The organism is Streptosporangium sp. NPDC087985 (assembly GCF_044741965.1).
Lineage (GTDB): Bacteria > Actinomycetota > Actinomycetes > Streptosporangiales > Streptosporangiaceae > Streptosporangium.
Map to the genome: position 1 here is coordinate 101,487 of NZ_JBIUTQ010000019.1, position 22,810 is coordinate 124,296.

19 protein-coding genes and 1 pseudogene are annotated in these 22,810 nt (G+C 66.7%); 11 read left to right on the forward strand and 9 right to left on the reverse strand.

The annotated features are described in order from the left end of the window. Window positions 1-143: 143 nt before the first annotated feature. The 4 genes and pseudogenes from ACIN94_RS27105 to ACIN94_RS27120 all read right to left on the reverse strand — a co-directional run bounded on the left by ACIN94_RS27105 (window position 144) and on the right by ACIN94_RS27120 (window position 2,392). Entirely contained in the window at window positions 144-1,043 is a 900-nt protein-coding gene (locus ACIN94_RS27105; protein WP_400711645.1) for an aminoglycoside phosphotransferase family protein, read from the reverse strand. 406 nt (window positions 1,044-1,449) lie between these two features. Beyond that, window positions 1,450-1,578, reverse strand: a pseudogene (locus ACIN94_RS27110) (DUF664 domain-containing protein); the annotation flags it as partial. A 20-nt stretch (window positions 1,579-1,598) separates the two neighbouring features. Beyond that, window positions 1,599-2,063, reverse strand: coding sequence for an SRPBCC domain-containing protein (locus tag ACIN94_RS27115; RefSeq protein ID WP_400711648.1), 465 nt, complete (start codon window positions 2,061-2,063; stop codon window positions 1,599-1,601). After that, entirely contained in the window at window positions 2,060-2,392 is a 333-nt protein-coding gene (locus ACIN94_RS27120) for an ArsR/SmtB family transcription factor (protein ID WP_400711651.1), read from the reverse strand. Before ACIN94_RS27120 ends, ACIN94_RS27115 begins: the two co-directional genes overlap by 4 nt. 335 nt (window positions 2,393-2,727) lie before the next feature. On the opposite strand from ACIN94_RS27120, the gene ACIN94_RS27125 reads away from it, so the two are divergent. From ACIN94_RS27125 to ACIN94_RS27135, 3 genes are all read left to right on the forward strand, one after another. Continuing rightward, window positions 2,728-3,573, forward strand: coding sequence for a DUF692 family multinuclear iron-containing protein (locus tag ACIN94_RS27125; protein ID WP_400711654.1), 846 nt, complete (start codon window positions 2,728-2,730; stop codon window positions 3,571-3,573). Next, window positions 3,573-4,379, forward strand: coding sequence for a hypothetical protein (locus tag ACIN94_RS27130; protein ID WP_400711657.1), 807 nt, complete (start codon window positions 3,573-3,575; stop codon window positions 4,377-4,379). Before ACIN94_RS27125 ends, ACIN94_RS27130 begins: the two co-directional genes overlap by 1 nt. 673 nt (window positions 4,380-5,052) lie before the next feature. Then, complete coding sequence (locus ACIN94_RS27135; protein ID WP_400711660.1) at window positions 5,053-5,436, forward strand: ATP-binding protein; 384 nt, start codon at window positions 5,053-5,055, stop codon at window positions 5,434-5,436. Between the two features lie 5 nt (window positions 5,437-5,441). Here ACIN94_RS27135 and ACIN94_RS27140 read toward each other — a convergent pair whose 3' ends face one another. Next, window positions 5,442-7,832, reverse strand: a complete 2,391-nt coding sequence (locus ACIN94_RS27140; RefSeq protein ID WP_400711663.1) for an ATP-binding protein — start codon at window positions 7,830-7,832, stop codon at window positions 5,442-5,444. Between the two features lie 499 nt (window positions 7,833-8,331). Here ACIN94_RS27140 and ACIN94_RS27145 point away from each other — a divergent pair, with 499 nt between their 5' ends. Both ACIN94_RS27145 and ACIN94_RS27150 read left to right on the forward strand, forming a co-directional pair. Then, the gene (locus ACIN94_RS27145; protein WP_400711666.1) at window positions 8,332-8,853 is read left to right on the forward strand and encodes a hypothetical protein; all 522 of its coding nucleotides are present in this window, start codon (window positions 8,332-8,334) and stop codon (window positions 8,851-8,853) included. Between the two features lie 550 nt (window positions 8,854-9,403). Then, window positions 9,404-11,446: a hypothetical protein gene (locus ACIN94_RS27150; protein ID WP_400711669.1), complete on the forward strand. Its 2,043-nt coding sequence runs from the start codon at window positions 9,404-9,406 to the stop codon at window positions 11,444-11,446. 1 nt (window position 11,447) lies between these two features. On the opposite strand, the gene ACIN94_RS27155 is transcribed toward ACIN94_RS27150, so the two are convergent. Further along, window positions 11,448-11,852 carry a hypothetical protein gene (locus ACIN94_RS27155; RefSeq protein WP_400711672.1) on the reverse strand — a complete coding sequence of 135 codons (405 nt, stop codon included), beginning with the start codon at window positions 11,850-11,852 and terminating at the stop codon, window positions 11,448-11,450. 123 nt (window positions 11,853-11,975) lie between these two features. Here ACIN94_RS27155 and ACIN94_RS27160 point away from each other — a divergent pair, with 123 nt between their 5' ends. Further along, complete coding sequence (locus ACIN94_RS27160) at window positions 11,976-12,266, forward strand: hypothetical protein (protein WP_400711675.1); 291 nt, start codon at window positions 11,976-11,978, stop codon at window positions 12,264-12,266. A gap of 119 nt (window positions 12,267-12,385) precedes the next feature. On the opposite strand, the gene ACIN94_RS27165 is transcribed toward ACIN94_RS27160, so the two are convergent. After that, window positions 12,386-13,540 carry an ARPP-2 domain-containing protein gene (locus tag ACIN94_RS27165; protein WP_400711678.1) on the reverse strand — a complete coding sequence of 385 codons (1,155 nt, stop codon included), beginning with the start codon at window positions 13,538-13,540 and terminating at the stop codon, window positions 12,386-12,388. Next, complete coding sequence (locus tag ACIN94_RS27170; protein ID WP_400711681.1) at window positions 13,537-14,910, reverse strand: hypothetical protein; 1,374 nt, start codon at window positions 14,908-14,910, stop codon at window positions 13,537-13,539. The genes ACIN94_RS27165 and ACIN94_RS27170 overlap by 4 nt, the downstream gene beginning before the upstream one ends. A 409-nt stretch (window positions 14,911-15,319) precedes the next feature. Here ACIN94_RS27170 and ACIN94_RS27175 point away from each other — a divergent pair, with 409 nt between their 5' ends. The 4 genes from ACIN94_RS27175 (at window position 15,320) to ACIN94_RS27190 (ending at window position 17,831) form a co-directional block, all read left to right on the forward strand. Further along, window positions 15,320-16,006 (forward strand): hypothetical protein, encoded by a 687-nt coding sequence (locus ACIN94_RS27175; protein WP_400711684.1) that lies wholly within the window; start codon window positions 15,320-15,322, stop codon window positions 16,004-16,006. A 114-nt stretch (window positions 16,007-16,120) separates the two neighbouring features. Beyond that, window positions 16,121-16,768 (forward strand): hypothetical protein, encoded by a 648-nt coding sequence (locus ACIN94_RS27180; protein ID WP_400711687.1) that lies wholly within the window; start codon window positions 16,121-16,123, stop codon window positions 16,766-16,768. A gap of 79 nt (window positions 16,769-16,847) precedes the next feature. Next, window positions 16,848-17,324, forward strand: a complete 477-nt coding sequence (locus ACIN94_RS27185; RefSeq protein ID WP_400711690.1) for a hypothetical protein — start codon at window positions 16,848-16,850, stop codon at window positions 17,322-17,324. A 225-nt stretch (window positions 17,325-17,549) separates the two neighbouring features. After that, window positions 17,550-17,831 carry a transposase gene (locus tag ACIN94_RS27190; protein WP_400711711.1) on the forward strand — a complete coding sequence of 94 codons (282 nt, stop codon included), beginning with the start codon at window positions 17,550-17,552 and terminating at the stop codon, window positions 17,829-17,831. A gap of 90 nt (window positions 17,832-17,921) precedes the next feature. Here the strand turns inward: ACIN94_RS27190 and ACIN94_RS27195 are convergent, their stop codons facing one another. Then, on the reverse strand, window positions 17,922-18,194 hold the full coding sequence (locus tag ACIN94_RS27195; protein ID WP_400711693.1) for a hypothetical protein: 273 nt from the start codon (window positions 18,192-18,194) through the stop codon (window positions 17,922-17,924). A gap of 406 nt (window positions 18,195-18,600) precedes the next feature. On the opposite strand from ACIN94_RS27195, the gene ACIN94_RS27200 reads away from it, so the two are divergent. Further along, entirely contained in the window at window positions 18,601-22,077 is a 3,477-nt protein-coding gene (locus ACIN94_RS27200; RefSeq protein ID WP_400711696.1) for a M36 family metallopeptidase, read from the forward strand. The last annotated feature ends 733 nt before the right edge of the window (window positions 22,078-22,810 follow it).

Genomic DNA, 22,810 nt, shown 5'->3' on the forward strand with positions numbered 1-22,810 from the left:
CATGCCCATTTATCGACTTTTCGGACACCCTTTAGCCGTTGATCAGCCGGTCGTTCAGGTGCATGTGCTCACCGAAGTCACGCCGGGAACTGGTGGCTCCGTGCCGATTCCGGCGATGACTTGGCGCGTCTCTCCGAGGGCCTTCATGGGGCATTCTCGTGATCGGCGAGGACTTCATGGATCACGTGCCGCGCGTTCGCCGCGAACACCGGATTCGTGTCCTTGTAGTACGGGAGCGCGATGAGTGCGATGGACAGGGCCCGGCCGCGTCCGCGTGCCCAGGTCGCGTCGTCAACCTGGAGGGCAGTGCGGAAGTCGTTGCGCACGCCGGCTGGGAGAAGGTTCCATGCGACGATCAGGTCGCAGGCGGGGTCTCCTACGCCCATGGTGCCGAAGTCGATGACGGCGCTGAGCCGTCCCTGGACGACCAGCAGATTCCCGGGCATCAGGTCGGAGTGGATCCAGACGGGTGGGCCTGCCCACCCGGGAGTCTCCAGGGCGGCCTCCCACGCCGCGGTCGCCGCGTCGGTGTCGACCATTCCTCGCAGGTCGTCAATCGCAGTGCGCGTCGGAGCGTCCAGCATCGCCAACGGCCCACCTCGGTAGGCAGGCGGTCCGTCCGGGAGATCGATCCGGCGAAACGCGGCGACGAACTCCGCCAGATCCTTCGCGAGCAGGCTGGGTTCGGTCAGGCGGTCGGCGGACGGGTTCTCGCCGTCGAGCCAACGATAGACGGACCAGGGCGAGGGATAGCCCTCAGCGGGCTCCCCCTCGCCGAGCGGGACGGGAATGGGCACCGGGAGGAGTGGAGCGAGCCTCGGTAGCCACCGCAGATCCTTCGCCACCTGCGCTGTGGGACCAGGCCTGCGGGGTAGACGCACAGTCATGTCATCGCCGAGCCGGTAGATGGCATTCTCCGTGCCGGAGGAATCGAACGGCTCGACGGGAAGGTCTGCCCACTGCGGAAACTGCGCAGCGACCAATCGGCGCACCAGAGGGACGTCATGGTCTATCTCGTCCGCATGCATCTTGCCGACACCCATGAATACCTTCTTTACCTAGAGTGAAACCAGCACACGAAACAGACGACGCGACTGGACGACGGCTCCTGCTGCATGCCGGCCGATGTTCATAGGACCGATTCAAGATGCGCCTGTCAACTCATATACCGACGGAAACGCGCACGCGGCCTCTGTACTACATCTGTAGATCGTTAATCGATTCGCCAGCGTGACCAGGGGTTGATGGGCGGTGGCCTGCGAGTGACCTCATGCCCCACCTACGATCTCGTCGTGTCCTGGAATGCCGAACTCGCGGCGCTGACCGCGCGGATCGCCGATCCGCTGTTCAAGCAGCCTGAGCCGGAGGCGACCTTCGCGGATCTGGTGTGCGGCTTGCTGGCCCACGCCCCCAATATCACCCCCTCAAGATCTACGAATGTAGTACCGGCTACTGGCCCACTGCTCCGTCGATCCGCTGGCGCCGCAGGTCTGCCTGGCCGTTGTGCCGGGCGTACTCCTCCACCATGTGCACCAGCACCCAGCGCAGCGACATCGCCCCGCGCCAGGACTCGTTGCCGGTGTCGGCGGCGGCGTGGTTCAGCCGACACTGCTCCTCTCCGGGAGATCCAGGTAGCGCTCGATCCGGTCGAAGGCGCCGGCCCAGGCGTGCTGCTGGAAGAAGGCGCACATCTCGGCGTCGGGGAAACCTCTCTGGGTGACGGTCATGCGGGTCTTGCCGTCGAGGTCTTCGAAGGTGACCTCGATCGTGGTGTCGAGCCGGTCGCCCTGGGGTGACCAGCCGGTGGAGGTCATCACCAGCCGGTGGGGCCGGTCGACGACCTGGAAGACGTTGCGCTCGCGGAAGGGCGCGGCGGAGTCGCCCCAGGCGACGTTCCACTCGCCGCCGACGCGCGGGTCGGATTCGGTCTCGACGTAGGTTCCGTCGGGGCCGTCGGGTCCGAGGGTGTACCAGACCCTCTGGGCCTCGGCGGTGGTGAAGGCGTCGAAGACGTCCTGCGGAGGGTGGTTGAACACGCGTTCCACGGTCAGTTCATGGCTCACTGCTGGTTTCCCTTCTTGCGCTCCAGGTAGGTCTCCAGGCCGTCGAGCCTGCGCTCCCACTGGCGGCGGTAGGTGTCGATCCAGTGCATGGCGCCCTCCAGGTGGTCGGGACCCAGGCGGCAGGTACGCACGCGCCCGACCTTCTCGGTGGTGACCAGCCGGGCGTCCTCCAGCACCTGGATGTGCTTCTTGAGCCCGGTGAGGGTCATGCCGAACGGTTCGGCCAGCTCGCTGACGGAGGCCGGGCCGCGGCTGAGCCTGACGAGGATCTCGCGCCGCGTCGGGTCGGCCAGGGCGGCGAACGTACGGTCGAGCAGTAACTGAACCATATAGTTCACTATAGGGCGTGACCTGTGGACAGATCAACCCTGTGGTGCCGCCCGGTCCGCGTTCGACTGGACTCTGGGCCGGGTGATGACTGCCCGGACCAGGGCACGAGAATCTGCCGATCTGGGCACTTTTCACATAAATCTTGGCAGGCGCCAGAAACTCATTATCAAGGCTTTTCATATTTCGGTGTATACCGGCTCTCCTCGGCCTCATCCAATGTTTGCCCATCGCGGGTGTGTGACGGAAACGGGCGGGGGAATTATCCGTTAATACAGCGACACAGGATCCCTAGATGGCGATATACGCCGAATCTCGGGGGTGCACGGTGTTCGGATTGCGCGAGTTGGGCTCAGGCCTGGGTTACCGGGCCGAGCTCGCAGACATGATCGACCAGCATGCCGACCGGATTGACTGGCTGGAGGTGATCACTGAGCACTTCCTGTACGCCCCGGCTGACAGGCGGGAGCGGTTGCGCGCGCTGGCCGCCCGGTTCCCGGTCGTACCGCACGGGGTTGAGATGTCCATCGGGTCGGACCGTGAAGTCGATGAAGATTATCTTGAGGCGCTGGCCGCCCTGGTTGCCGAGATCGACGCGCCGTGGTTCAGCGACCATCTGTGTTTCACCCGGACCGATCAGGTGGCGCTGGGGGTGCTCGCGCCGCTGCCCCGCACCCGGGAGACGGCGCGCCGGCTGGGGCGCAGGGCGCAGCGAGTGCAGGACGCGGTGGGGGCGCCGTTCCTTCTGGAGAACATCACCTACTACGTGGATCTGGCCAGCCCCCTCAGCGAGGCGCAGTTCATCGCCGAGGTGATGGAGAACTGCGAGTGTCACCTGTTGCTGGACCTCACCAATCTCGACATCAATGCCCGTAATCACAATTTTGACCCGCTGGAGTTCCTCGGCACCATCCCGGTGGAGCGCGTGGTACAGGTGCATCTGGCAGGCGGTGAGGACGGGGGTGACGGGGAGCTGTCCATCGACACCCATGGTGAACCGGTACCTCCCCGCGTGTGGGATCTGCTGGCCGAGCTGGTGGGTCGCACCACTCTCCAGGCCACCCTGGTCGAACGGGACCGGAACTTCCCGGGTGATCCGTACGAGCTGCTCGTGGAGATCGACCGGGCCCGCGCCCTGTTGCGGCGTTCGCCTGCCGATCCGGCCGTGACCGAGGGCACCTGATGGGCCTGCAGGAGGCCTTGGCCGCAGTGCTGACCTGCGAGGCCGAGCTGGCGACGTTGCGGGAGGATCCCGCTCGGCTGCGGCACCGTTACGGGCTGAGCGATGCCGAGCTGGCCATGATGGCCGGCGCTCCGCCTGCGGGATTCCGTATCACCAGGGAGAGCGTCCGAAGAAAGCTGGTGCTGAAGGTGACGGCCTATCTGCCCGCCACCGTCGCCGAACTGGAGGCCCGTTACCCGGAGCTACTGGAGGGGTTTGCCTCCTCCACCGTCCGCCGGCCGCAATGGGGCGAGCGGCTGACGGGCTCCGGGGAGCCCGAGCAGCTGGTGGCGTGGATCGACGGCCGTGCGCCGGTGCCACTGGTCGACTTCGCCCGCTACGAACTGCTGTGCGGGCAGCTCGCACATGACCGGCAGGCCGCCGAGGCAGCCCGGAAGCCGGCCGCCACCGTTCCGGATGACATCGAACCGGCCCTCGCGCCGGACAGGACCGGCGATGAGGGCACGCTGCCGCGTGAGGTGCCCGGCCTCTCCCCCACCGCCCGGGTCGCATTCTTCGATCACGACGTCACCGCCAAGGTGCCGCCTGCGCACCTACCCGTCCGGCACACGTGGATCCTGCTGCAACGCCAGTGGGGTGAGCCCGCTGTACGGATCTACCGGATCAACGATGCCACTGCCGCTCTACTGAGTTGCTGCGACGGCCACAGCTCCCTGCGGGCCATCGCCACCACGCTCCGCGCCGACCTTACAGAGGTCGTCCAGATGGCGCGGAAACTGGCCCGGCAACGGGTCATCGATCTGTGATCTGCCCGCAGCAGGTCACGCTTTGAAAGGAAGGCCATGAGCACAGACACACCGATCGATGCCATCATCGATCAAACGACCTCACCGACCTTCGTGTTCGAGCCCATCGTCGATCTCGTTTCCGCTCAGGCGCCGGACAGGTGTGGTGAGCGCTGTGGTTAATGTGGTTATTAGCCACAGCCGCGACAACAGGTAGCAGAGGAGTGGGGCATCCATGGCCCCACTCCTTTCACTCGCCACTCCACCCGCAGGACGCCTTGGCTGTCTCCACCTCGTACAACCGGGGAACCGCCCCGGCCGCCGGCACGCTCAGGAGGCGGAGGCCGCGTGGATCGGCCTTCCCACCGCAGGCCGCCCGGCTCTCCGCCAAAGGTAAAGGAATGGCCACCGTCGCGGCGAAATAGGTAGTGATATGGGTATTTATCCCGTTATTAGGTACAGGCCTGGTGAGAGACGATCGATCTGTCGGCAGAGAAGGCAACGAGAGATCAACCGGATTCAGGTACCAGCCATGTGTCAACACCAACCTCAGCGCCAGGGGACGCAGGATCTGCGGTCGGGCTGCGTGATGACGATGCCCGCCCACGCCACCCCACGGACACACGCGGGCGGTGGGCCCACCAGCGCTCTCCACATCCAGCCGTCCCGGCATTGCGACACCCGGGCATCGTGGATGCTCCTTCCGGACACGGTCACCGTGCCGAACACCCGGAAGCGGGTCCGCCACCAGCTCGCCGACTGGGGAGTCAGCGAGCACGGAGACGACGTCGAACTGCTCGTCACCGAGTTGGTCACCAACGCCGTACGCCACTCGCGGGCGGCGGTCATCACCATCTCCATGAACGACGACGCGCTCCGCTGCGAGGTGCAGGACACCAACACCAACCTGCCTCAGGTCCGCCACGCCCTCGACGTGGACGAAGGGGGCCGAGGCCTGTACCTCGTGGAGGCACTCGCCCACTCCTGGGGCAGCCACCGCACCCCCACCGGGAAGATCGTCTGGTTCGAGATGGCCCGCACGGCCGAGACGGCGACCAGCATGGCCGGGAACGGCTGACCCGCTCAGCCGCGGGGCCTCGGGACCGTCCCCGCCTCGCCGGTGACACCGGACTCCGCGTCCCGCGCCCGCTCCGCGACCCAGACCGCGATCTGCGCGCGGGAGTGGAAGCCGAGTTTGCCAAGAATGTGCTCGATGTGTCCCTCCGCCGTGCGCTGGGCGATGACCAGCGCCGTGGCGATCTCCTTATTGCTCATTCCCTGCGCGACCAGGCCGGCGATCTGCCTCTCCCGGCGGGTCAGCGGCGACGTCCGGGCTGCGCGGCCGGAAGGCGGTCCGGCGGACGGCCCGGCGGACGGACCCTCCTGCAGGGCGTAGGCGAGCGCTTCCTCTGAGGACAGGCCGGCGCCGTACTTGAGTGCGTCGTCGTAGGCGGACACCCCGAGGGCTTCACGGGTACGGGATATACATTCCTCGCTGTATTCGATCAGGTGTCCGAATTCGGAGAGGGGTGCGCCCGCCCTCCGCCACGTGTTCCGCAGGATCCCCAGCAGCCGTGCCGCTCTTCCGTACTCGCCCTGGCAGGTCGCGGCCCAGGCCAGCACCTCCAGGTTCACCCCGAGGCCCGGCCAGTCGTTGAGCAAGCTGTTGAACCGCATGCTCTCCTTCTCCAGGTCGGCGGCGCGTTCCATGTCGCCCTGACGCCAGATCTCGACCCCCAGCGCCATCATGGCGTAGGCCCGGTGCCAGCTCTCCTTGTGCACGTCACACAGCCTGACGGACTCCCAGCCGGTGGAGATCGCCCCTTCCGAATCGCCCTGGTAGGAGTAGGCGAAGGAGAGCCTGGTTAGGGTCAGCACCACGCCCATGTCGTCCCCGGTCGCGCGATGGCCGGCCAACGCCTCCTCGTACAGCTTGATCGCGGAGTCGACGTCCCCCCGGTACATGGCCGTCATGCCGAGGAAGAGCGTGGCATAGGCGAGGACAGAGTCCAGTCCGAGCTTCTTCCCGAGGTCCCGGCTCTCCTCCAACATCGCGACGGCCTCGGCGATCTCCCCCTGGTGGATCCCCAGCCAGCCGCAGCTGTACAGCGCCCGCGCCCGCAACTCCCCCGGCTCGGTGACGGCGGCGAGCCCCTGCCTGAGCCACTGGCGCCCCTCCCGGACGCGGTAGCGGGGCATCCAGTAGTAGAGCAGGTCCGTCGCCATCTCCAGCCCGGCCGGGGCCTCCGCCTGCCCTTCGAAGCTGAACGTCAGGGCGGCCCGCAGGTTCGGGTGCTCCACCCACAGCCGCATGAACCACTCCACCTGCGAATCACCGAAGAGTTCCGCACGGGCCGCCCGCGCCAGGCCGGAGTAATGGTCGCGGTGGCGCCGCCGCAGGGTCTCCTCCTCCCCCGACCCGGCCAGCCGGTCCCCGCCGTACCGCCGGATGGTCTCCAGCAACCGGTACCGGACTCCCGGCGGATGCTCCTCGCGGACCAGCACGGACTTCTCGACCAGACCGATGACCAGGTCGAGGACCTCCTCGCGGGCGATGCCATCGCCCGAGCAGACGGCCTCGGCGGCCTCCAGGTCGAGGCCACCACGGAAGACCGAGGCGCGGGTCCACAGCAGCCGCTCCGGCTCCGTACACAGTTCGAAGCTCCAGTCGACGAGCGCGCGCAACGTCTGGTGACGGTACGGCACCGCGCGGGATCCCCCCGTGAGCAGCCTGAACCTGTCGTCCAGCCGCTTGAGCAACTGCTCGGCCGAGAGTGCGCGCAGCCGTACGGCCGCGAGCTCGATCGCCAGCGGGATACCGTCCAGCCGTCGGCAGATCCGCACCACCGTCTCCCGGTTGGCCTCCGTGACGGAGAACGTCGGCAGGACGGCCTGCGCCCGTTCCACGAACAGCCGTACCGCGTCGACCTGCGCCAGCGAATCCGCGGTGAAGCCCGTGGTGCCCTCATCGGGGAGCGGCAGGGGAAGTACGACCAGCGTCTGCTCGCCGGCGATCCCCAATGCCTGCCTGCTGGTGGCGATGATCCGCAGTTTGGGAGCGGAGACGAGGAGTCTCTCCGCCATGAGCGCGCAGTCATGCAGCAGGTGCTCGCAGTTGTCCAGGACCAGGAGCGCGTTCTTGTCCCGCAGGTACTCGGTGAGCGTCTCCATGGACGGCCGGTCGGGCCTCTCCTGGAGCTCCAGAGCCTCGGCCACGGTCTGGGCGAGCAACTCCGGAATGCTCAGGGTGGCCAGCTCGACGGCCCACACGCCGTCGGGGAAGGCTCGCCGCACGTCCGCGGCGATCCGGAAGGCCAGGCGGGTCTTCCCGACCCCGCCGACGCCGACGAGCGTCACCAGGCGGGACCTGGACAGCACCGACCTGACCTCGGCCAGCTCCTGCCGGCGCCCGACGAAGCTCGTCATCTCGGCAGGTAGCCCGCGTATATGCCGCTTCGAGGTGTTGGTTGCCATCACGCCGACCATCAATATCGGGATATACGAGACAAATTCACATACAGCACATGAGTCAGCTCTAGTCAGGCTATGCCCAGACCATCTCGACAGCCGCACCCAAGGGAACGATCAACCCGGCCCGGCGCAAAGCTTTGCCTGATTCCGCGCTCGCCGTGCCCGTTGGCGCAGCGCCTGACTCGGGCGCCTGTTCAGCGGATTCGCCCCTTCTCGGGGAGCGCCGGCCGATCGGCGAGCTCGTTGCCGTACCAGCGAACTCTGTTCGTAGATCATTCGCTTTCGCGATGAGGAGTTCAGGCGGCTGACCGGAACGTCGACGTCATCGACGGGACCGAGGTCACCGTCCCGCGCCTGCCTATCACGTCTCCATGCTTCGTCAGCCGCTGAAATATCCGGAACCTAAGGTGAGGGACGGCGGCCACCGGATCCTCTCCGACATCTTGATCATCTGATGGCGTGGCCGGAATGTCCGCATGGTGTTCTGACATGGAGACCGAAAATGACCGATGAGTCCCCGATCACCGATGACCGCGAGCCGGCACAGGTCGTGACCGCGATGATCGACCACGTCCTTCGCCTGGCGGCCACGTGGACCGCGTGGGATGGCCGCCCACTGCGGGGTGACGGGCGGACCTACACCCCGCACAAGGCGATCCGACGAGTGAACGATCACCTCCTCGACCACCTCGCCGAACTGGAAGCCCGGCTGGCCGAACACGAGACCATCCCCGATCACTGGCATGCATCGGCGATCACTACCCCCGCCGACCTTGCCCCTTTCACCGAGCAGGATCTGGATGAGGCCCGCAGCCGTCTCACCCGGCTCGCCCTGATCTGGGCGAACCGATTGAACTCCCTCACGCCCGATCAGCTCGACCACTCACCCGGCAAGGGATGGACCTTCCGCCAGATCGCCTTCCACCTGGGCGGATCGACCTACTACGCCAACGCCGTAGGTGAACTTCTCCCGTCGGCAAGGACTGGATCGTCTGGGAGACGGAACAGGACGCCGCAGGAATGATCCACCTGCTCGTTACCGACAAGCGCTACGACAGGAACCTGCTGGAGGAGTTCATCTTCCGCGGCTACGGCACCCGCACCGCGATGGCCCTCGGTCTGCGCGGCATCGCACCATCTCCGATAGCGATTGGCAGAAGCGACGACCCAACTACGATGAGTAGTGCGCGGTCGGGTACGGACCGCGAAGTGAGGCCGGGCTTCCCGCCGCGTGACGGGCGCCCGGCCGTCGCGCTTCAGTCGCATCCTTCGGGTCTGTCGACACTCACCTGCCTCAGCGCCCTCGCCCGAGCCACCTCCTTACGGCCAGGCACATCAAACGGACAGGCGTAAACCTGCGCGCTCACCGGCAGCGTTGAGACCGTCTTCACCAGGCCGGCACGGGTCCGATCATCTTCAGCGTGCCAGTGCACCCGGCGTGACACCGGAATCAACATCGAGGCCAGGAATCGTCCCATAATGCTTGATAGATCCGTATTATTCGCCCTTTAATATGCTCACCGTGGAGCTAAAGTGAAATAACTGAAAACGGGGTGAGGGGAATGGTGGGGTCGATGCCGTCGGGAACGGGGCCGCTGTCGCCGGACTTCGCCGGAATCGACCCCGCTCTGATGCAGGGCTTCATCACCGCGCTGGAGCGCGGTCGCGACGTGATCGGCGAGCAGTCCGAGCGGATCCGGCAGCTACTCGCGGTGGCCGAGGTACCGGCGGCGGGACTGCAGCCGATCAGGGAGATCGGCGGCTGGGTCGGCGACGAACTCCCGGGACTGCGCCAACGCCTGCAGACGATCAACCAGGACCTCCCCCTGCTGGGAGGAGGGGTCGGCCTGCCGGGACCGGCCTCGGCGTGGACCGGCGGCCTGCTCCAGGACCCGTTCCAGTGGGGACTGCTGCCCTACGACGAGAAGACCGGAAAGTCCCCGGCGGGCAGCGCCAGAGAAGGCACCGAACTCGCCGCTCAGCTCACCCGTCTCCCCCCGTCCTCCCTCGGCCTGCCCGATGCCGCCTACGACCGGATCCTCGACAAGCTCGCCGACGGGCAACAAGACGCCTACCTCACCGCCGGATTCTTCCGGGTCCTCGGCCCCCAAGGCATGCTCGGCATGCTCGGCCGTCTGGCCAGGTACGACAAGAAAGCGGCCGACAAGCACCGGCAGGTCATCGGCAACGCCCTGGCCACGGCGGTCGGCGCGCAACCGGCCCTCCTCGGCTCGGCCTGGGAGGCGGGCAACCTCAAGAAAGCATCGGGGAACGAGCTGGCGTCCCTGCTGCGGTACGGCATGTTCCCCACCGTGTGGCTCACCGAGATAGCGCGGGCCAAGGTGGGAAAGCCGGTCGGCGACGGCGACAGCAGCAGCCCCCGGCGGTGGAAGACCGGCCTCGTCCCCCTCCTGTCCGCTCTGACGAACAACCCCGACGCGGCCAGGGGCCTGTTCAACGCCATGTCCCGCGAAGACCTCAGGGATCTGTTCACCGAGCTCAACCGCATAAAAACCCCCGAACACGCCTTTCAGCGGCCCCCGGGCCTGGACTTCGACGTCAGCGCGGAGTTCGGCCGGATGCTCGCCACCGCAGGCGGCGCCTACGAGAAGGGCCCGCACAGCCCCGAGGCCGCGAAGTTCACCTTCAACACCATGATCATCATGGGAGATCTTAGGGACACCGACGGCACCGAGGACTCTCCGGCCACACCACTGAAAGTCGCACCAGGAGCCAGGATCTTCCTGTCGACGCTGGCCGGCGCCTACGCCACCGAGATCACCGAAGGCGCCAACATCGGCGACGCCAACATGACCGAAGCGAGCACGCTGAAGCCCTTCACCTCGGCCTTCGGCACGACATCGGCGTTCACCCTGAGCCCGAAGGACACCTACCGCTTCCTGAAGACCTTCGCCGACTCCGCCGAGAACCTCGCCCCGTTCGACCAGGGAATGGGCCGCTTCTCCCAGCAACTGATCGCCGACGCCTCGGCGACGGCCAGGAAGACCGGGGACGTCGGACACCTGGACCGGGTGTTCACCGCCCTGGGCAACGTACGCGGCTTCGAACTGGCCGCCATCGAGCAGGTCCAGGGCAACCTGGACATGATCGACAAACAGCAGAAGGCCATGGCGAACTTCGCCCGCGACACCACCATCGGACTGACCAGCACACTTGCCGCGCCGACCCTCGCGGCCGGGTTCGCCTGGCTGGCACTGAGCACCTCCCTCTCCGCCCATGGCGCCTTCGGCAAAGAGGACGAAACCAGGATGGACCGGGTCAACAAGGGAGACAGCGCGGCGACCCTCAGCCGCCAGCACACCTACGCGCAGCTACTCATGGCCAACGGCTTCACCCCGAAGGTCACACCCGCCGACTACCAGGCCGCCTGCCCACCCGGCGTCGCCATCACCGACGCCAACGGCAACCTCAAACCATTCTCCGAACTCATCAAACAGGGGAACCGAGGACTTGAGTCCTTCGAGAAGTGGGCAGTCGCCAATGGCATGGGAGGTGATGACGAGCTATCAGTGGGAGATCTATCCCAAAAGATGGCGGGTCGGTTTGAAGGCGGCAACAAACTGGCTAGAGAGCGCGGGTTGGCCTACGATAATTAGCTCACGAGATCGGAAGGCACTCGGTCTCACCTCGTACTCCGTATTGCCCGTTACCTGGTGACTCCAAGATGATCACCGTCTTGTACATGTCATTGGCAAGCCGAATGGGAGCGTTGCCCCGGTCTTCAACAATCCGGTACGGGGCAACCGCGGAAAGCACACCAAGCATGTAAGTATTGAGCCCGTCCGGCTCGCGTTGTGGTGCGGCGTCTCTGGCCGTGGCCGCGAAGGTCCTCTTGGCCTTTCCCTCTCCACATGGAATATCGCGCCCACCAGAATCGGTGATACGGACATCGAGAACGTGGCTCTCCTTCATCAGATCGGTTATATGCGATTTTAGGGTCTCGCCTGCTTCGGCCGCCGTGGGGCCGCTACCCCCACATCCGGACACCGCCAGCAATGCCACCGCGCACACCGTGACGCCGCGCCGTACAGAACGTCCCATGAATTCCTCCAGGGCTGGCTGATGTGCCGTAGAACCAATAATGTCCAATAGTCCGTCCGATGTATCCGCATCCGAAGGGGATAAATGAATCCTCGCCCGGAGGACCTGATACCCAACCCGCGGCGTCAGGTGTTGGAACAGACATTGGCGGAGGTCAGGGCGCGGGTCGCCATCCTGGAGGCCGCGCTCGACCCCGCCCACGGTCAGCTCACCGGCCAGCCGGCGTGGGTGGGGCCGAAGGCCCGGGTGTTCGCCGAAGACCTCAGCGCCCGCCGCGTACGGCTACGCCAGGCGGCCAGAGCGCTCGTCGACGCCCTCGAAGAGGAGCTCCGCTCCGCCCCGGCCAAGGTTCCGCCCTCCGCCGCGCGGTACTGACCCGCGCCGACCACGCCGCCCCCAGCGAACCGCGCCTTCGGCACACGGCGCCGTTCTGCCCCGCCTGAGCCCGACAGAGCGGGCCTCTGCAAAAACTCGGGGCGATTCATCCGGTGCGGTCACCGACCACCGTGGCGGAGCTGAGCTCGGTAGTGGTCGAGCACGTCCTGGCGAAGGAGGTGACCGAAGCCCGCGGCTTCGATGCGCAGGCCGAGTTCGGGCTCGGTCACGCCGAGCGTGGCGGCGGTGTCGGCCACGTTCCAGCCATCGGCGGCGAGCCGGGTCAGCAGATGACCGCGGCGGATCTGGTTCTCCGACAGACGGAACGTTTTGAGGTACGCGAGCCGACCGGCGCTGTCGGTGATGAGCTCACCGATGTGATTCTCACGCCGCCGTTCGAAGGGGGGCAGGAAGCGGGACAGACGATACCCGCCCATCTCGTAGACGCGCTGGTACGTGTAGTCCGCGTCCAGCAGCCCGCCCGCCATGACCCGGTCGTGGAAGGCCGCCCACTCATCCTGCTGCCGACGGGCCTGCGCGCGCAGATCGGCGAGCGACTGCACCGTCGAATCCACGATGCGGGCGTGGAAATCAGGCACCGGCCCGCTGAGCATGGCGTAGTGGTAGATCAGCTCGCCGTACAGGTCATGCACAAGGGTCGCGTACAGGGCACGGTAGTCATCGGGGTGCGGCACCACGAACGCGGCGGCGAGCGCGTCCGCGACGTAAACGAAAACGCCGCACTGGCCGGGGTGGATCTCGAAGACGCGAAGGGCGTCCTCCAGACCTCTGACCGCGGCGCCCATGTACGCCTCCTCGACACGAGGCGAAAGCCCGCGGTTGATCGCGCGGCGTGACCATTCCTCCCACGCGATCTCCGGACCACCGAAGTGCAGCGCCAGGTAACCCTCGAGCGCCAGGTGCAGAGGCAGGAAGCGCAGCCGGTTCCTGTCAGCTCGGCGAGCCATGCGACGGTGGAACCGCAGCGGCATCCGGCTGGGTGTGCGGTCACGCTCTGCCGACCCCCGGAGCTGGGTTCCGTATGCCGCGGCGGGGGTGCCGTCGCGCGTCCAGCTCGCCACGAACCCGTGCGGAATGTAGGAGGAGTACTCGGTCCGCGAGTCCACCTCGACGATGCCGAACTCCGCGTCGTAGAGGCGGGCGTCGAGCCGCAGGTCCTCGATCGGCTTCTCGCGGACCAGCGGGACGAGCCGTACGCCACCCCATGCCTGCGCGGGGCGGGTGGAGAGCCCGGTGAGGGCGAGACCTGTCATGCGTCCTTCCTCAGGAAGCTCTCGACACGGCGCGCCAGGTGGGCACGGAGTTCGAAGAGCCCGGTGCGCCCCTCCGCGAACTGGGCCAGCTCCACCAGGGCCACCAGGTTCTCGGCGTCACGAATCCCAGCGGTCGGGACGGTGGGCGCCAGCCGCCGTACGTCGAAGTCGGCGGCGTCGTACACCGGGTTGAGGTGCACGATGCCGCAGGTGTGGTCCGGGTCGAGCCGGGTGCGCCAGATCCGCAGTACCTCTCCTGCGAGCCCCGGCGGTGAGTTGTCCCACCCGTCGGAGACGATGACGAGGCGCCCGGGTCCGCGTTCGAGGCCGTCGAGGATACGCTCGCCGAGCGGTGTCGGTCCGTACGGATGGGCGAGCAGCGCGTCCGTACGGCCCGACAGCCACAGCGGCGTGTACTCGGCGGCCAGCGCCTCCAGCAGGAAATGGCAGGCGAGCGCGACGGCGAGCGGACGGCGGCGCTTCTGCCCCGAGCCGTACGCGGAGAAGCTGTCGTCCAGGACGGCGACCACCGCGCCCCAGCGCCCGGCCTGATCGCCCGCGGTCCGGTGGGCGGCCGCGCGCAGCGCCGTCGTCAGCTCGGCGCGGCGGTGCACGCGATCGTCCGGTGAGAGGGCGAGCACGTATGACGCCAGCCGGGTCAGCGGCATCGTGGTGAGGTCGGCCCGCACCGCATCAACCTCCAGGCCGCGTGCCGACTCCTGCAGGCGCAGCCGCTCCAGCCGGGTGAGCCGGGGCGCGATGCGCTCGAGGAAGGCGGCGCGTGCGATGCGGTGCTTCGCCGCGAACCCCTCCGCCACCGTGTAGGGCAGCTTGTACAGCGCGGCCTGCTCGTAGTGGGCCCGCCGCCAGGTCTCCAGGATCGGTGTGGTGTAGGTGGCCGGTCGGTGTGGGGTGAACAGGAACGGTCCCAGCTCCCCGCCCGGGCTCAGGTGGGCATGGCGGACGGCGTCCTTGACGGCGCCGCGGTACTTCACCGCGTCGAACGCGAGGTCGGGACGGGCGGCCAGCCAGTCCCGCATGATCGCCCTGGTGCGCCGGTTGTTGACCTTGGCGCGGCGCAGCTCGCGGAACAGCCCGTACACCCGAGGCGGGGGCAGCAGGGCCAGCCGCCGGGCGATCAGGCGCCCCTCGGCCTGACGCTGCTCCGGGTCCGCCTCCCCCGTCGTGGCCAGCAGGTTTCGGGCGATCAACACGGCGTTGTGGTCGTTGACGTCCAGGGCGAGGGTGGCCGCGTACAGGTCGCGGTAGTTGCCCATCAGGTAGTCGTGCAGGAAGTCCAGCGAGAGGCTCTGCTCCTCCGCGCCGGAGTGGAACTCACGCTGGCCGGTGGAGGTGATCGCCGCGTTCACGAACAGCAGGACGTCCTCGGCGGCGATCAGATCCGCACTGGTCTCGACACGAGTCTCGATCGCTGCCTCCGGGTCGACGTACGAGGTCGGCCGGGGAATGGGGGCACGAGCTGCGAATCATCGCTTCAAAGGCGGGTCCCGGAAGTCGCACCGAAGTCCCGCGGCCGACCCCGGAAAGGTAGCACTGACATATCCCCTTCTTCTGCCTTATTTCCCGTGGCTGCGGGGGTTGTCGACGGCCTCGATCGAGATTTCTCCCAGATCTTCCGTGTGATTTTCCAGGCATGTCTGGGCGTGCGCGGGAAGTATCGGCCCGGATCTCGAGGGCTCGCGTGATGATAGAGGTCACGAACAGCGGATACCCTGACCCACTGTCATGAATCATGACATATGCGAGAGGAGGGCATCCGTGACCAACGATCAACGACATGGCCGGACAGTGGCACCCCACCGCATGCCCCGCCTCGTGAAGGTCCTGGTCAGCGCTCTGCTGATCGGAGCGGGGTTCGGCGCAGCGACCTCCCTGGTCAACGCCATCTCCCACCACTATGCGGACCTCGAAAGTCGGACTGCCACGACCGGCGGGGTGTCGGTCATAGAGATCATGAGCGTGCTGCTGGACTCCGGCTGGGCCTGGGCGGGATCGGCGGTCGCCGTGGGATGGCTGGTCACCCGCGCCGAGGAGAGCCGTCCTGCGGCACTGACCCGAGGCGCTGTCGCCGGTGCACTGTCCCTGCTCGCGGCCACGGCGGCCTACAGCATCGCGGACACCATCCGCAGCGACGGGCCCCTGTCCTCCTGGTACGAGTCCGAGTCGCTCGTGTGGTGGGTCACCAGCATCGTCTTCGGGGCGCCCCTTGGGGCCGTGGGTGCGTGCGTCATGCGGCCGGGAGTGATCGGTCTCCTCGCGAGATTGACCGTGCCGGTCGGCGCCGCCGTACAGATGATCGTGCTTCCACCTGGCAGGAACGAGGTGATCGCGACCATGGGGAAGACGGTCGTGTGGGTGGCGGCCGCCGTGACTGTTTGCTTCGTTGTCGTCCGCTTCCTCAGCGTGGAGGGACGTAGGCCCTCTCCGCTACAGAGCGGATCATAAGTTTTGGTACGTGCTGGGTGACGGTGGGAGATCGAGTTCCGGCGGGCGCACACGTCCACCTGCTCGACTTCGAAAGTCCGAACGCAGCGAGCCGAGAGATGACCTCACGAGCCCATGACCCTCATCACCCTGCGGCAGGCCGCCGTCCGCTTCAACCTCCCTCCCCTCGCCCTACAGAAGATCGCGGCTGCGGGCCTGCTCCCCGCGGCCGGTCAACACGACGACAAACTGGTCATCCCTATGGATGTGGCGCAACGAATCCGGGCTCGCTCCTCCGTAGCGCTACATCACCTCCTGCCAACGACAACGGGCAACGCCACGATGGCGGTGTTGCGCGTCGACGTGGCGAAGCATGTCCCAGATGAAGATCGCCCCTTCATCGGCTTTCACGCCGATCTGACACCGGCAGACCTGCTGGAGGCGCTGCGCGGATGGTGGGTGGGGAGACCGGAAAAGATCGCCCAGGCCGGCATTCTCCCGGTGACACTCGGCGGATTCGTTGTCGCCGTACTAACGGGGCTGAGCAGCTGGGACAGCAAACTGACCGACAATGGCCTGATCCGTCATCGTTTCGACGCGAGACTCGCCGGCTACATCAGCGACCTCGACACGGCCATCAACATGATCACGACCGGCACGGCCGATGACCTGCGAATCTCCGAGCTCCTTCTCGGCAAGCGCCTCAAATCCACGTCCGGCGGCCCGATCGCCTACGTGACCGTAGCCGCTCATCAGCCGGCCTCCGGGGTCAGCGGCCGCTGATCCCGCGGCAGTACCAGCCAACACCAGGCTTTCCCAGTCCCTGTTCAACGTCGGCACCACGCTGACGGCCAAGGACGAGGTGCGCGCGGTGCTCGCCCGGCTGCCCGCCGACCTCAGCGCGCTGGCGGTGGTGGAGTTCGAACAGCCGCTCGGCGAGGCCGACCTGAGGGCGTTCGTAAAGCAGTCCCGCTCCTGCGCCGAACGGGTCGTGTACGAGCGCAGGCCCGGCTCCCTCCCGATCACCTGGGGCTTCGACTACTGGACCGACGCGCTGGACCTCGGCAAGGGCGGCGACCTGACCGATGACATATGCGGTGGCAGCCTGCCGCAGTTCCGCAACTGGGTCGGCCTGCTGCGTGACCACGACAACGCCAACCTGCGCTCCTTCGACCTGTCCCTGAACCGGCTGCGCAAGGCGGCCGAAGCTGGGCTCGCCTACGGCTATGTGGACCAGCTCAGCTCGGTCCGCGAGCTACGGGAGCTGCTCAAGGACCCGAGGGTGCGCACAATCCGCCTGGCCGGCGTGACGTTCGACCTGGACCGGCCTCGCCCCTAGCGCCTCCCTCTGTGCCAAGCTCAAGCGGGACACAGAGGGGGTGCGGGAGGGGCCACGGAAACGGGCCGATGGAAACACCGGCACCGCACCCGTGGCCTACCTCACGGTGCACATCAGCGAGACCTGCCACGGCTCCGGTCAAGCCACAGACGGCAAGGACGACAAGGACGGCGTGCCGCCCAATCTGATCACGAACGTGGCGACCACGGACGCGACGTTCGTGCCCTGCAGGAGGTTCTCGATCAGGCACGACGCAAGCAGCACGCCAAGGACTGGCAGGCCACGTACGCCATCCGCGCCGGAGTCGAGGGCACCATCCACCAGGCAGTCACTGTCACCGGCATCCGCCATGCCCGCTACCGCGGTCTGGCGAAGGTCCACCTCGAACACGTCTACTCCGCGCTCGCCCTGAACCTGATACGGCTGGATGCCTGGTGGAACGGGCACCCGCTGGACCGGACCCGTACCAGCCACCTGGCCCGCCTCGAACTCTCGCTCGCCGCCTGATCAGAATTGGGCAACAGGGTCTTCGGCGGGCGCCCGGATCGCCTCACGATAACCCGGGTGGTACGGCCGGACTCTCTACGGGGTGAGAGGTCAGGCGGCGACCGCGGCGTGCATCTCCCACACCAGGATCTCGGCGGGCTCGACGGCGGTCACCCGCTGCCCGCCGGTTGCGGTGAACCGTACGGCGTCGCCGGGGCCGAGCGTGCCCGCGCCTTCGAGGGTGACCGTGCCGCGCGGCACGAACAGGTGCAGGAACGGGGCCTCGGGCAGCTCGACGCTCTGCTTCGGCCGCAGCCGGGCGGCGTAGAGCGCGGCGTAGCGGTTCTTGATCCGGATGGCGGAGACACCGTCGTGTTTGTCCATCCCGGACGCCACCGGCACCAGCCCCCCGGACAGCAGCTCGTTCTCGATTAAATCTTCACCAGCTCATGGCCCTGGCGGTGCCGGCCCGACAGACGCAGGAGCAACTCGTCGACCTTGTGGCCCTGCAGGAACCTCGCCATGTCTCCTCCACTCGGTCTTGGTGTTCGGCACCGGGTTGAGCGTTCAGGCTCATCATGACCCCGGTCGTACAAATGTCGAATGGCTGGCTCAGCGTTTCCAACAAATGCCGAAAGCCCGATATCTATGACGAAATCACTCCAAGTCATATCTTGACCGACTTTCGAGTAGAGCGTTACGTTCTGCGCCACGGCAGCCTATGAGGCTGGCCAGCTAGCTACCGGACCACAACGTCCGGGGGAGGTTCGACGTGAGGCACAGACGCAGGTTGACCAAACTGGTGACTGTCTTATCCGCCAGTGCCGTTGTCGTACTCGGCATCAACGGAACAGCCATCGGTGCACCTAACGACCCCAAGCACGGCAGAGGCGCCCCTGCCGACGGGGCCTTGCATCACCACGGAAAGGGCAATTTCGACGGCCGGAAGGGCAGCCGTGGGCCAACCGCTGAGCAGCGGCAATTGGCAGCAGCCCAACACAATGCGCATGTCGACTGGAACCGTTTTGGTACGCCGCTGCAGATTGCGTCGGTGGACGGCAAGCCGGTTGCGACCGACCTTCCCGCCGACCCGGAGGCGGCCGCGCGGGCCTACATTTCCGCCAATCGCGCCCTATTCGGCCTGTCTCAGGATGCAGTCGACGGGCTCAAGCTCGTTTCGGTGCATCCCATCGGCCAGGGCTCCGCTGTTGTCCTGCAGCAGAGCTTCGGAGATCTGTCCGCCGGATACGACGGCATGGTCAACGTCGGACTCGTCGATGGCAAGGTCTACTACGTCTCCTCCAGCCTGGCCCGTCAGGCTCCGAAGCCGCCCTCGGCGACCCTCTCCGAGACCGACGCGATCAAGACTGCCGCGAGCGACGCCGGACTGGACCTCGGCACGCTGACCGCGCGCGGCGAATCGGACGGCTGGAAGCGCTACTCGGCGAGCGCGCTCGACGGTCAGCAGTCGGTCCGGCTGGTTGCCGTTCCGTTGCCGGACGGCAGCGTCCGTGCGACGTACGAGGTGGGGCTCAACAGCAACGGTGACGAGCCAGAGGCGTACACCAGCTACGTCGACGGGCGCACCGGTGAGGTGCTGATCCGCCAGGACAACGTGCACGAGGAGATCGACAACCCAGAGTGGAAGGCGTTCCCGGCCAACCCGCCCGCGGACTACAGCTCGACCGACACCCGCGAGACCTGGTGCTGGACTCCCGCGACCGGCTGTGACCGCGTGGTCGGGAACCCGTCCTCGCCATTGGCGTGGGACATAGACCCAAGCATCAACTCCACGGCGTCGAGCACGACGAGCCGCGGAAACAACGCACAGACCGCGCGGACGTGGACGGGCAGCTTCAGCCTCAACAACGTGGCGACGAGCCGCCCGAACCGCGATTACACCTTCGCCTGGACCAACCAGTGGTACGAGTCGAAATGCAGCCCGGACGCGTTCACGACCGGCAATCTCAACGACATCGACGCGGCGATCACCAACCTGAACGCCATGCACAACCGCATGCACGACTGGTCGTACAAACTCGGCTTCACCGAGATCAACCGCAACATGCAGGTCAACAACTTCGATCGCGGCGGAAGGGCCAACGACCCGGAGCGCGGGAGCGCGCAATCCGGGGCCCGGTCGGCGACGCTCACGCGTAACAACGCGAACCAGTCGACGCCGACCGACGGATCGCCCGGCTCGACGAACATGTATCTATGGCAGCCCGTCGCCGGCTCGTTCTACCCGCCATGTGTCGACGGCGACTATGACATGTCCGTCATCGCCCATGAATACACCCACGCGATCTCCAACCGGATGGTCAACGGCGGCCTGTCCGGCACGCAGGCCGGGTCGATGGGCGAGTCGTGGTCCGACCTCGACGCGATGGAATACCTGTACGAGTACAACTTGGTGCCGAAGGGCCAGACGTACTCGGTCACAGGTCAGTACGCCACGGGAAACCCGGTCCGCGGCATCCGCAACTTCGACATCGGCGACAGCCCGCTGAACTACAGCAACTTCGGTTTCGACCTCACCGGGCCTGAGGTGCACGCCGACGGTGAGATCTGGAACGCGGTGCAGTGGGAGGTCCGCCAGGCCTTCGTCGACCGCTACGGCTCCGGCACTCCTGAGCTCAATGCCTCGTGCGCCGACGGCTTGACTGCGCTGGAGAGCTGCCCCGGCAACCGGCGCTGGATCCAGAACGTGTACGACGCCTGGCTGCTGATGCCGCGCGCCGTCACCATGGTCGGTGCCCGCGACGCCATGCTCGCGGCGGATCAGATCCGCACCGGTGGTGTCAACCAGGCGCTGATGTGGGACGCGTTCGCCAAGCGTGGCCTCGGGTCGAGCGCGACCGCGACCAGCGGTAGCGACGTCACCCCGAAGCCCGGCTTCGACTCACCGAACGCGAACAACGCGACGATCCGGTTCGTGCCCGCGGGTGAGGCGCCGAGCACGGCGAAGATGCAGGTCTTCATCGGTGACTTCCAGGCACGTTCGCGTCCGATCGTGAGCGTCGACCCCGCCAAGCCGGGATCGGACACCGCGACGATCGCTCCGGGGACCTATCACCTGTTCGTCCAGGCGCCGGGGTACGGCCTGACTCGCCTGACCGCGACCTTCAAGCCGGGTCAGACGGGTGACTTTGCGATCAACCTTCAGCAGAACCTGGCGGCCGCGGCCAATGGCGCGACAGCAACTGGTGACGGTGTGAACGCCGCGTACCTCATCGATGAGAACGAGGGGTCGCAGTGGGCCTACCTCGGGGCCAAGGCCGAACCGATCGCCGGCAAACAGACCACGGTCAAGTTGGCCGGTGACGGCCCGCAGGTCGTACGAAGGATCAACGTCAGCGCTCTGCTGCGTCCGGCGAAGACGGGTGACCCGGGCGGTGACAACGCTGCCCAGAACCGGTTCACCGCGCTGCGCTCCTTCCAGGTGCTGGCCTGCACGGCGTCCGCGACCGTCGACTGCACGAACGACAAGGACTACCGGCTGGCCTACACGAGCGCGGAGGATGCCTTCCCGGCCGAGCGGCCGCGACCGGTATCTCCCAGCATCAATCTGCGTTCGTTCGACATCCCGACGACGCTCGCGACGCATCTGCGCCTAGTCGTAGGGTCGTCGCAATGCACCGGCAACCCGGCCTACGCCGGTCAGCAGTCCAACGACCCGAACGTGCCGAGCGACTGCACCACCGCGTTCGCGAGCTCGGGTCAGGTCCGGATCGCGGAGTTCCAAGCGTTCGAGAACCCGCCGCCCTGCACCACGACGATCACCGGTCGGCACTCCGACCCGCTGACCGTCAACTCGGGTGTCACGTGCCTGGACGGTGCACAGGTCTCTGGACCGGTCACGGTAAAGCCGGGAGCCTCGCTGATCGCGAACGGTGCCACGGTAAGCGGCCCGGTGTCGGCTTCGCGTGCGGGCGTGGTGCGGCTGTGCGGCACCACCGTGAGCGGACCCGTGGACCTGGCGGACGGCGAGCTGGTCACGATCGGCGACCAGGACCATGGCTGCGCGCCGGTCACGATCACCGGTCCGCTGACGGTTTCCCGGTCGACGATGCGCGTCATTGTCACCGGGGCAACGGTCAGCGGTCCCGTCAACGTCGTCGACAACACCGGCTCGACAGCACCGATCGTCGCGGGTAACCGCATCGGTGGGCCGCTGTCGTGCTCCGGTAACGTTCCGGCGCCGGCCAACAACGGACAGGTCAACACCGCATCCGGTCCGAAGAAGGGCCAGTGCGTGGGCCTGTGAGCCAGTGGGCTGACCGCTAGTACGAGGAAAACTGCGGCGGCGCAGGGTGATCCCTGCGCCGCCGCACGCCTGTGCTGCTTCATCCGATGTCGCCCCCAACTCGGGACGTTCGTACCTGTCACCAGGGACTCCTAAGGAAGTTCGCTGAGGGTCAGAGACGAGGCATGGCCTTGATTGCAAATGCGGTAGGCACGACCGCCGGGCTGATCTCGGCGCGCTGCGGCCAGCACGGCCGCCGCGGCACCGGCCAGTAACGACGCCAGCGCATGTCGGACGCCACGCGGATCACGGGGGTCGGGAAGTCGCTGGAAACACTCCAACAGGCTGAGGCAATCGGCAGCGGAGGCGGCTACCGGCCCGTGCTCGGCCAGTTGGCCAAGGGCAGCACTGATCGGCGATGATGACAAGACAGGCACGGTCATCTCTGATGATCATAGGCATCGAGAACCTCATGATCTCGAAGGTCGTGCCTGTTCTCGTCCCCAGACGTGTCTCCAGGTCCCTCTTACAGCCCCGAACAGTCACTCTACGAAACGGACACTCAGGCTGTTACCGATACCTCGCCGTGGCCCTGGGTTGACCGGTGGGCCGGCGGTCGAGTCTGGCCTGCCGCCAGGCGGTTAAGGTGGGTTCGATTAACGACTCCTAACAAAAAGAGGCTTCTGGACCTCTGGGAATGACGGTGTGTCAGTTCTCGTTGATGCTGGCCGAAGGGGGTGCGAGCCAGTCGAGA

Bases quoted from the DNA above. Each gene is read 5' to 3' on its own strand.
- ACIN94_RS27105 (WP_400711645.1), bottom strand. From the start codon at position 1,043: ATGGGTGTCGGCAAGATGCATGCGGACGAGATAGACCATGACGTCCCT.
- ACIN94_RS27120 (WP_400711651.1), bottom strand. From the start codon at position 2,392: ATGGTTCAGTTACTGCTCGACCGTACGTTCGCCGCCCTGGCCGACCCG.
- ACIN94_RS27130 (WP_400711657.1), top strand. From the start codon at position 3,573: ATGGGCCTGCAGGAGGCCTTGGCCGCAGTGCTGACCTGCGAGGCCGAG.
- ACIN94_RS27135 (WP_400711660.1), top strand. From the start codon at position 5,053: ATGCTCCTTCCGGACACGGTCACCGTGCCGAACACCCGGAAGCGGGTC.
- ACIN94_RS27140 (WP_400711663.1), bottom strand. From the start codon at position 7,832: ATGGCAACCAACACCTCGAAGCGGCATATACGCGGGCTACCTGCCGAG.
- ACIN94_RS27145 (WP_400711666.1), top strand. From the start codon at position 8,332: ATGACCGATGAGTCCCCGATCACCGATGACCGCGAGCCGGCACAGGTC.
- ACIN94_RS27150 (WP_400711669.1), top strand. From the start codon at position 9,404: ATGCCGTCGGGAACGGGGCCGCTGTCGCCGGACTTCGCCGGAATCGAC.
- ACIN94_RS27160 (WP_400711675.1), top strand. From the start codon at position 11,976: ATGAATCCTCGCCCGGAGGACCTGATACCCAACCCGCGGCGTCAGGTG.
- ACIN94_RS27165 (WP_400711678.1), bottom strand. From the start codon at position 13,540: ATGACAGGTCTCGCCCTCACCGGGCTCTCCACCCGCCCCGCGCAGGCA.
- ACIN94_RS27180 (WP_400711687.1), top strand. From the start codon at position 16,121: ATGACCCTCATCACCCTGCGGCAGGCCGCCGTCCGCTTCAACCTCCCT.
- ACIN94_RS27195 (WP_400711693.1), bottom strand. From the start codon at position 18,194: ATGGACAAACACGACGGTGTCTCCGCCATCCGGATCAAGAACCGCTAC.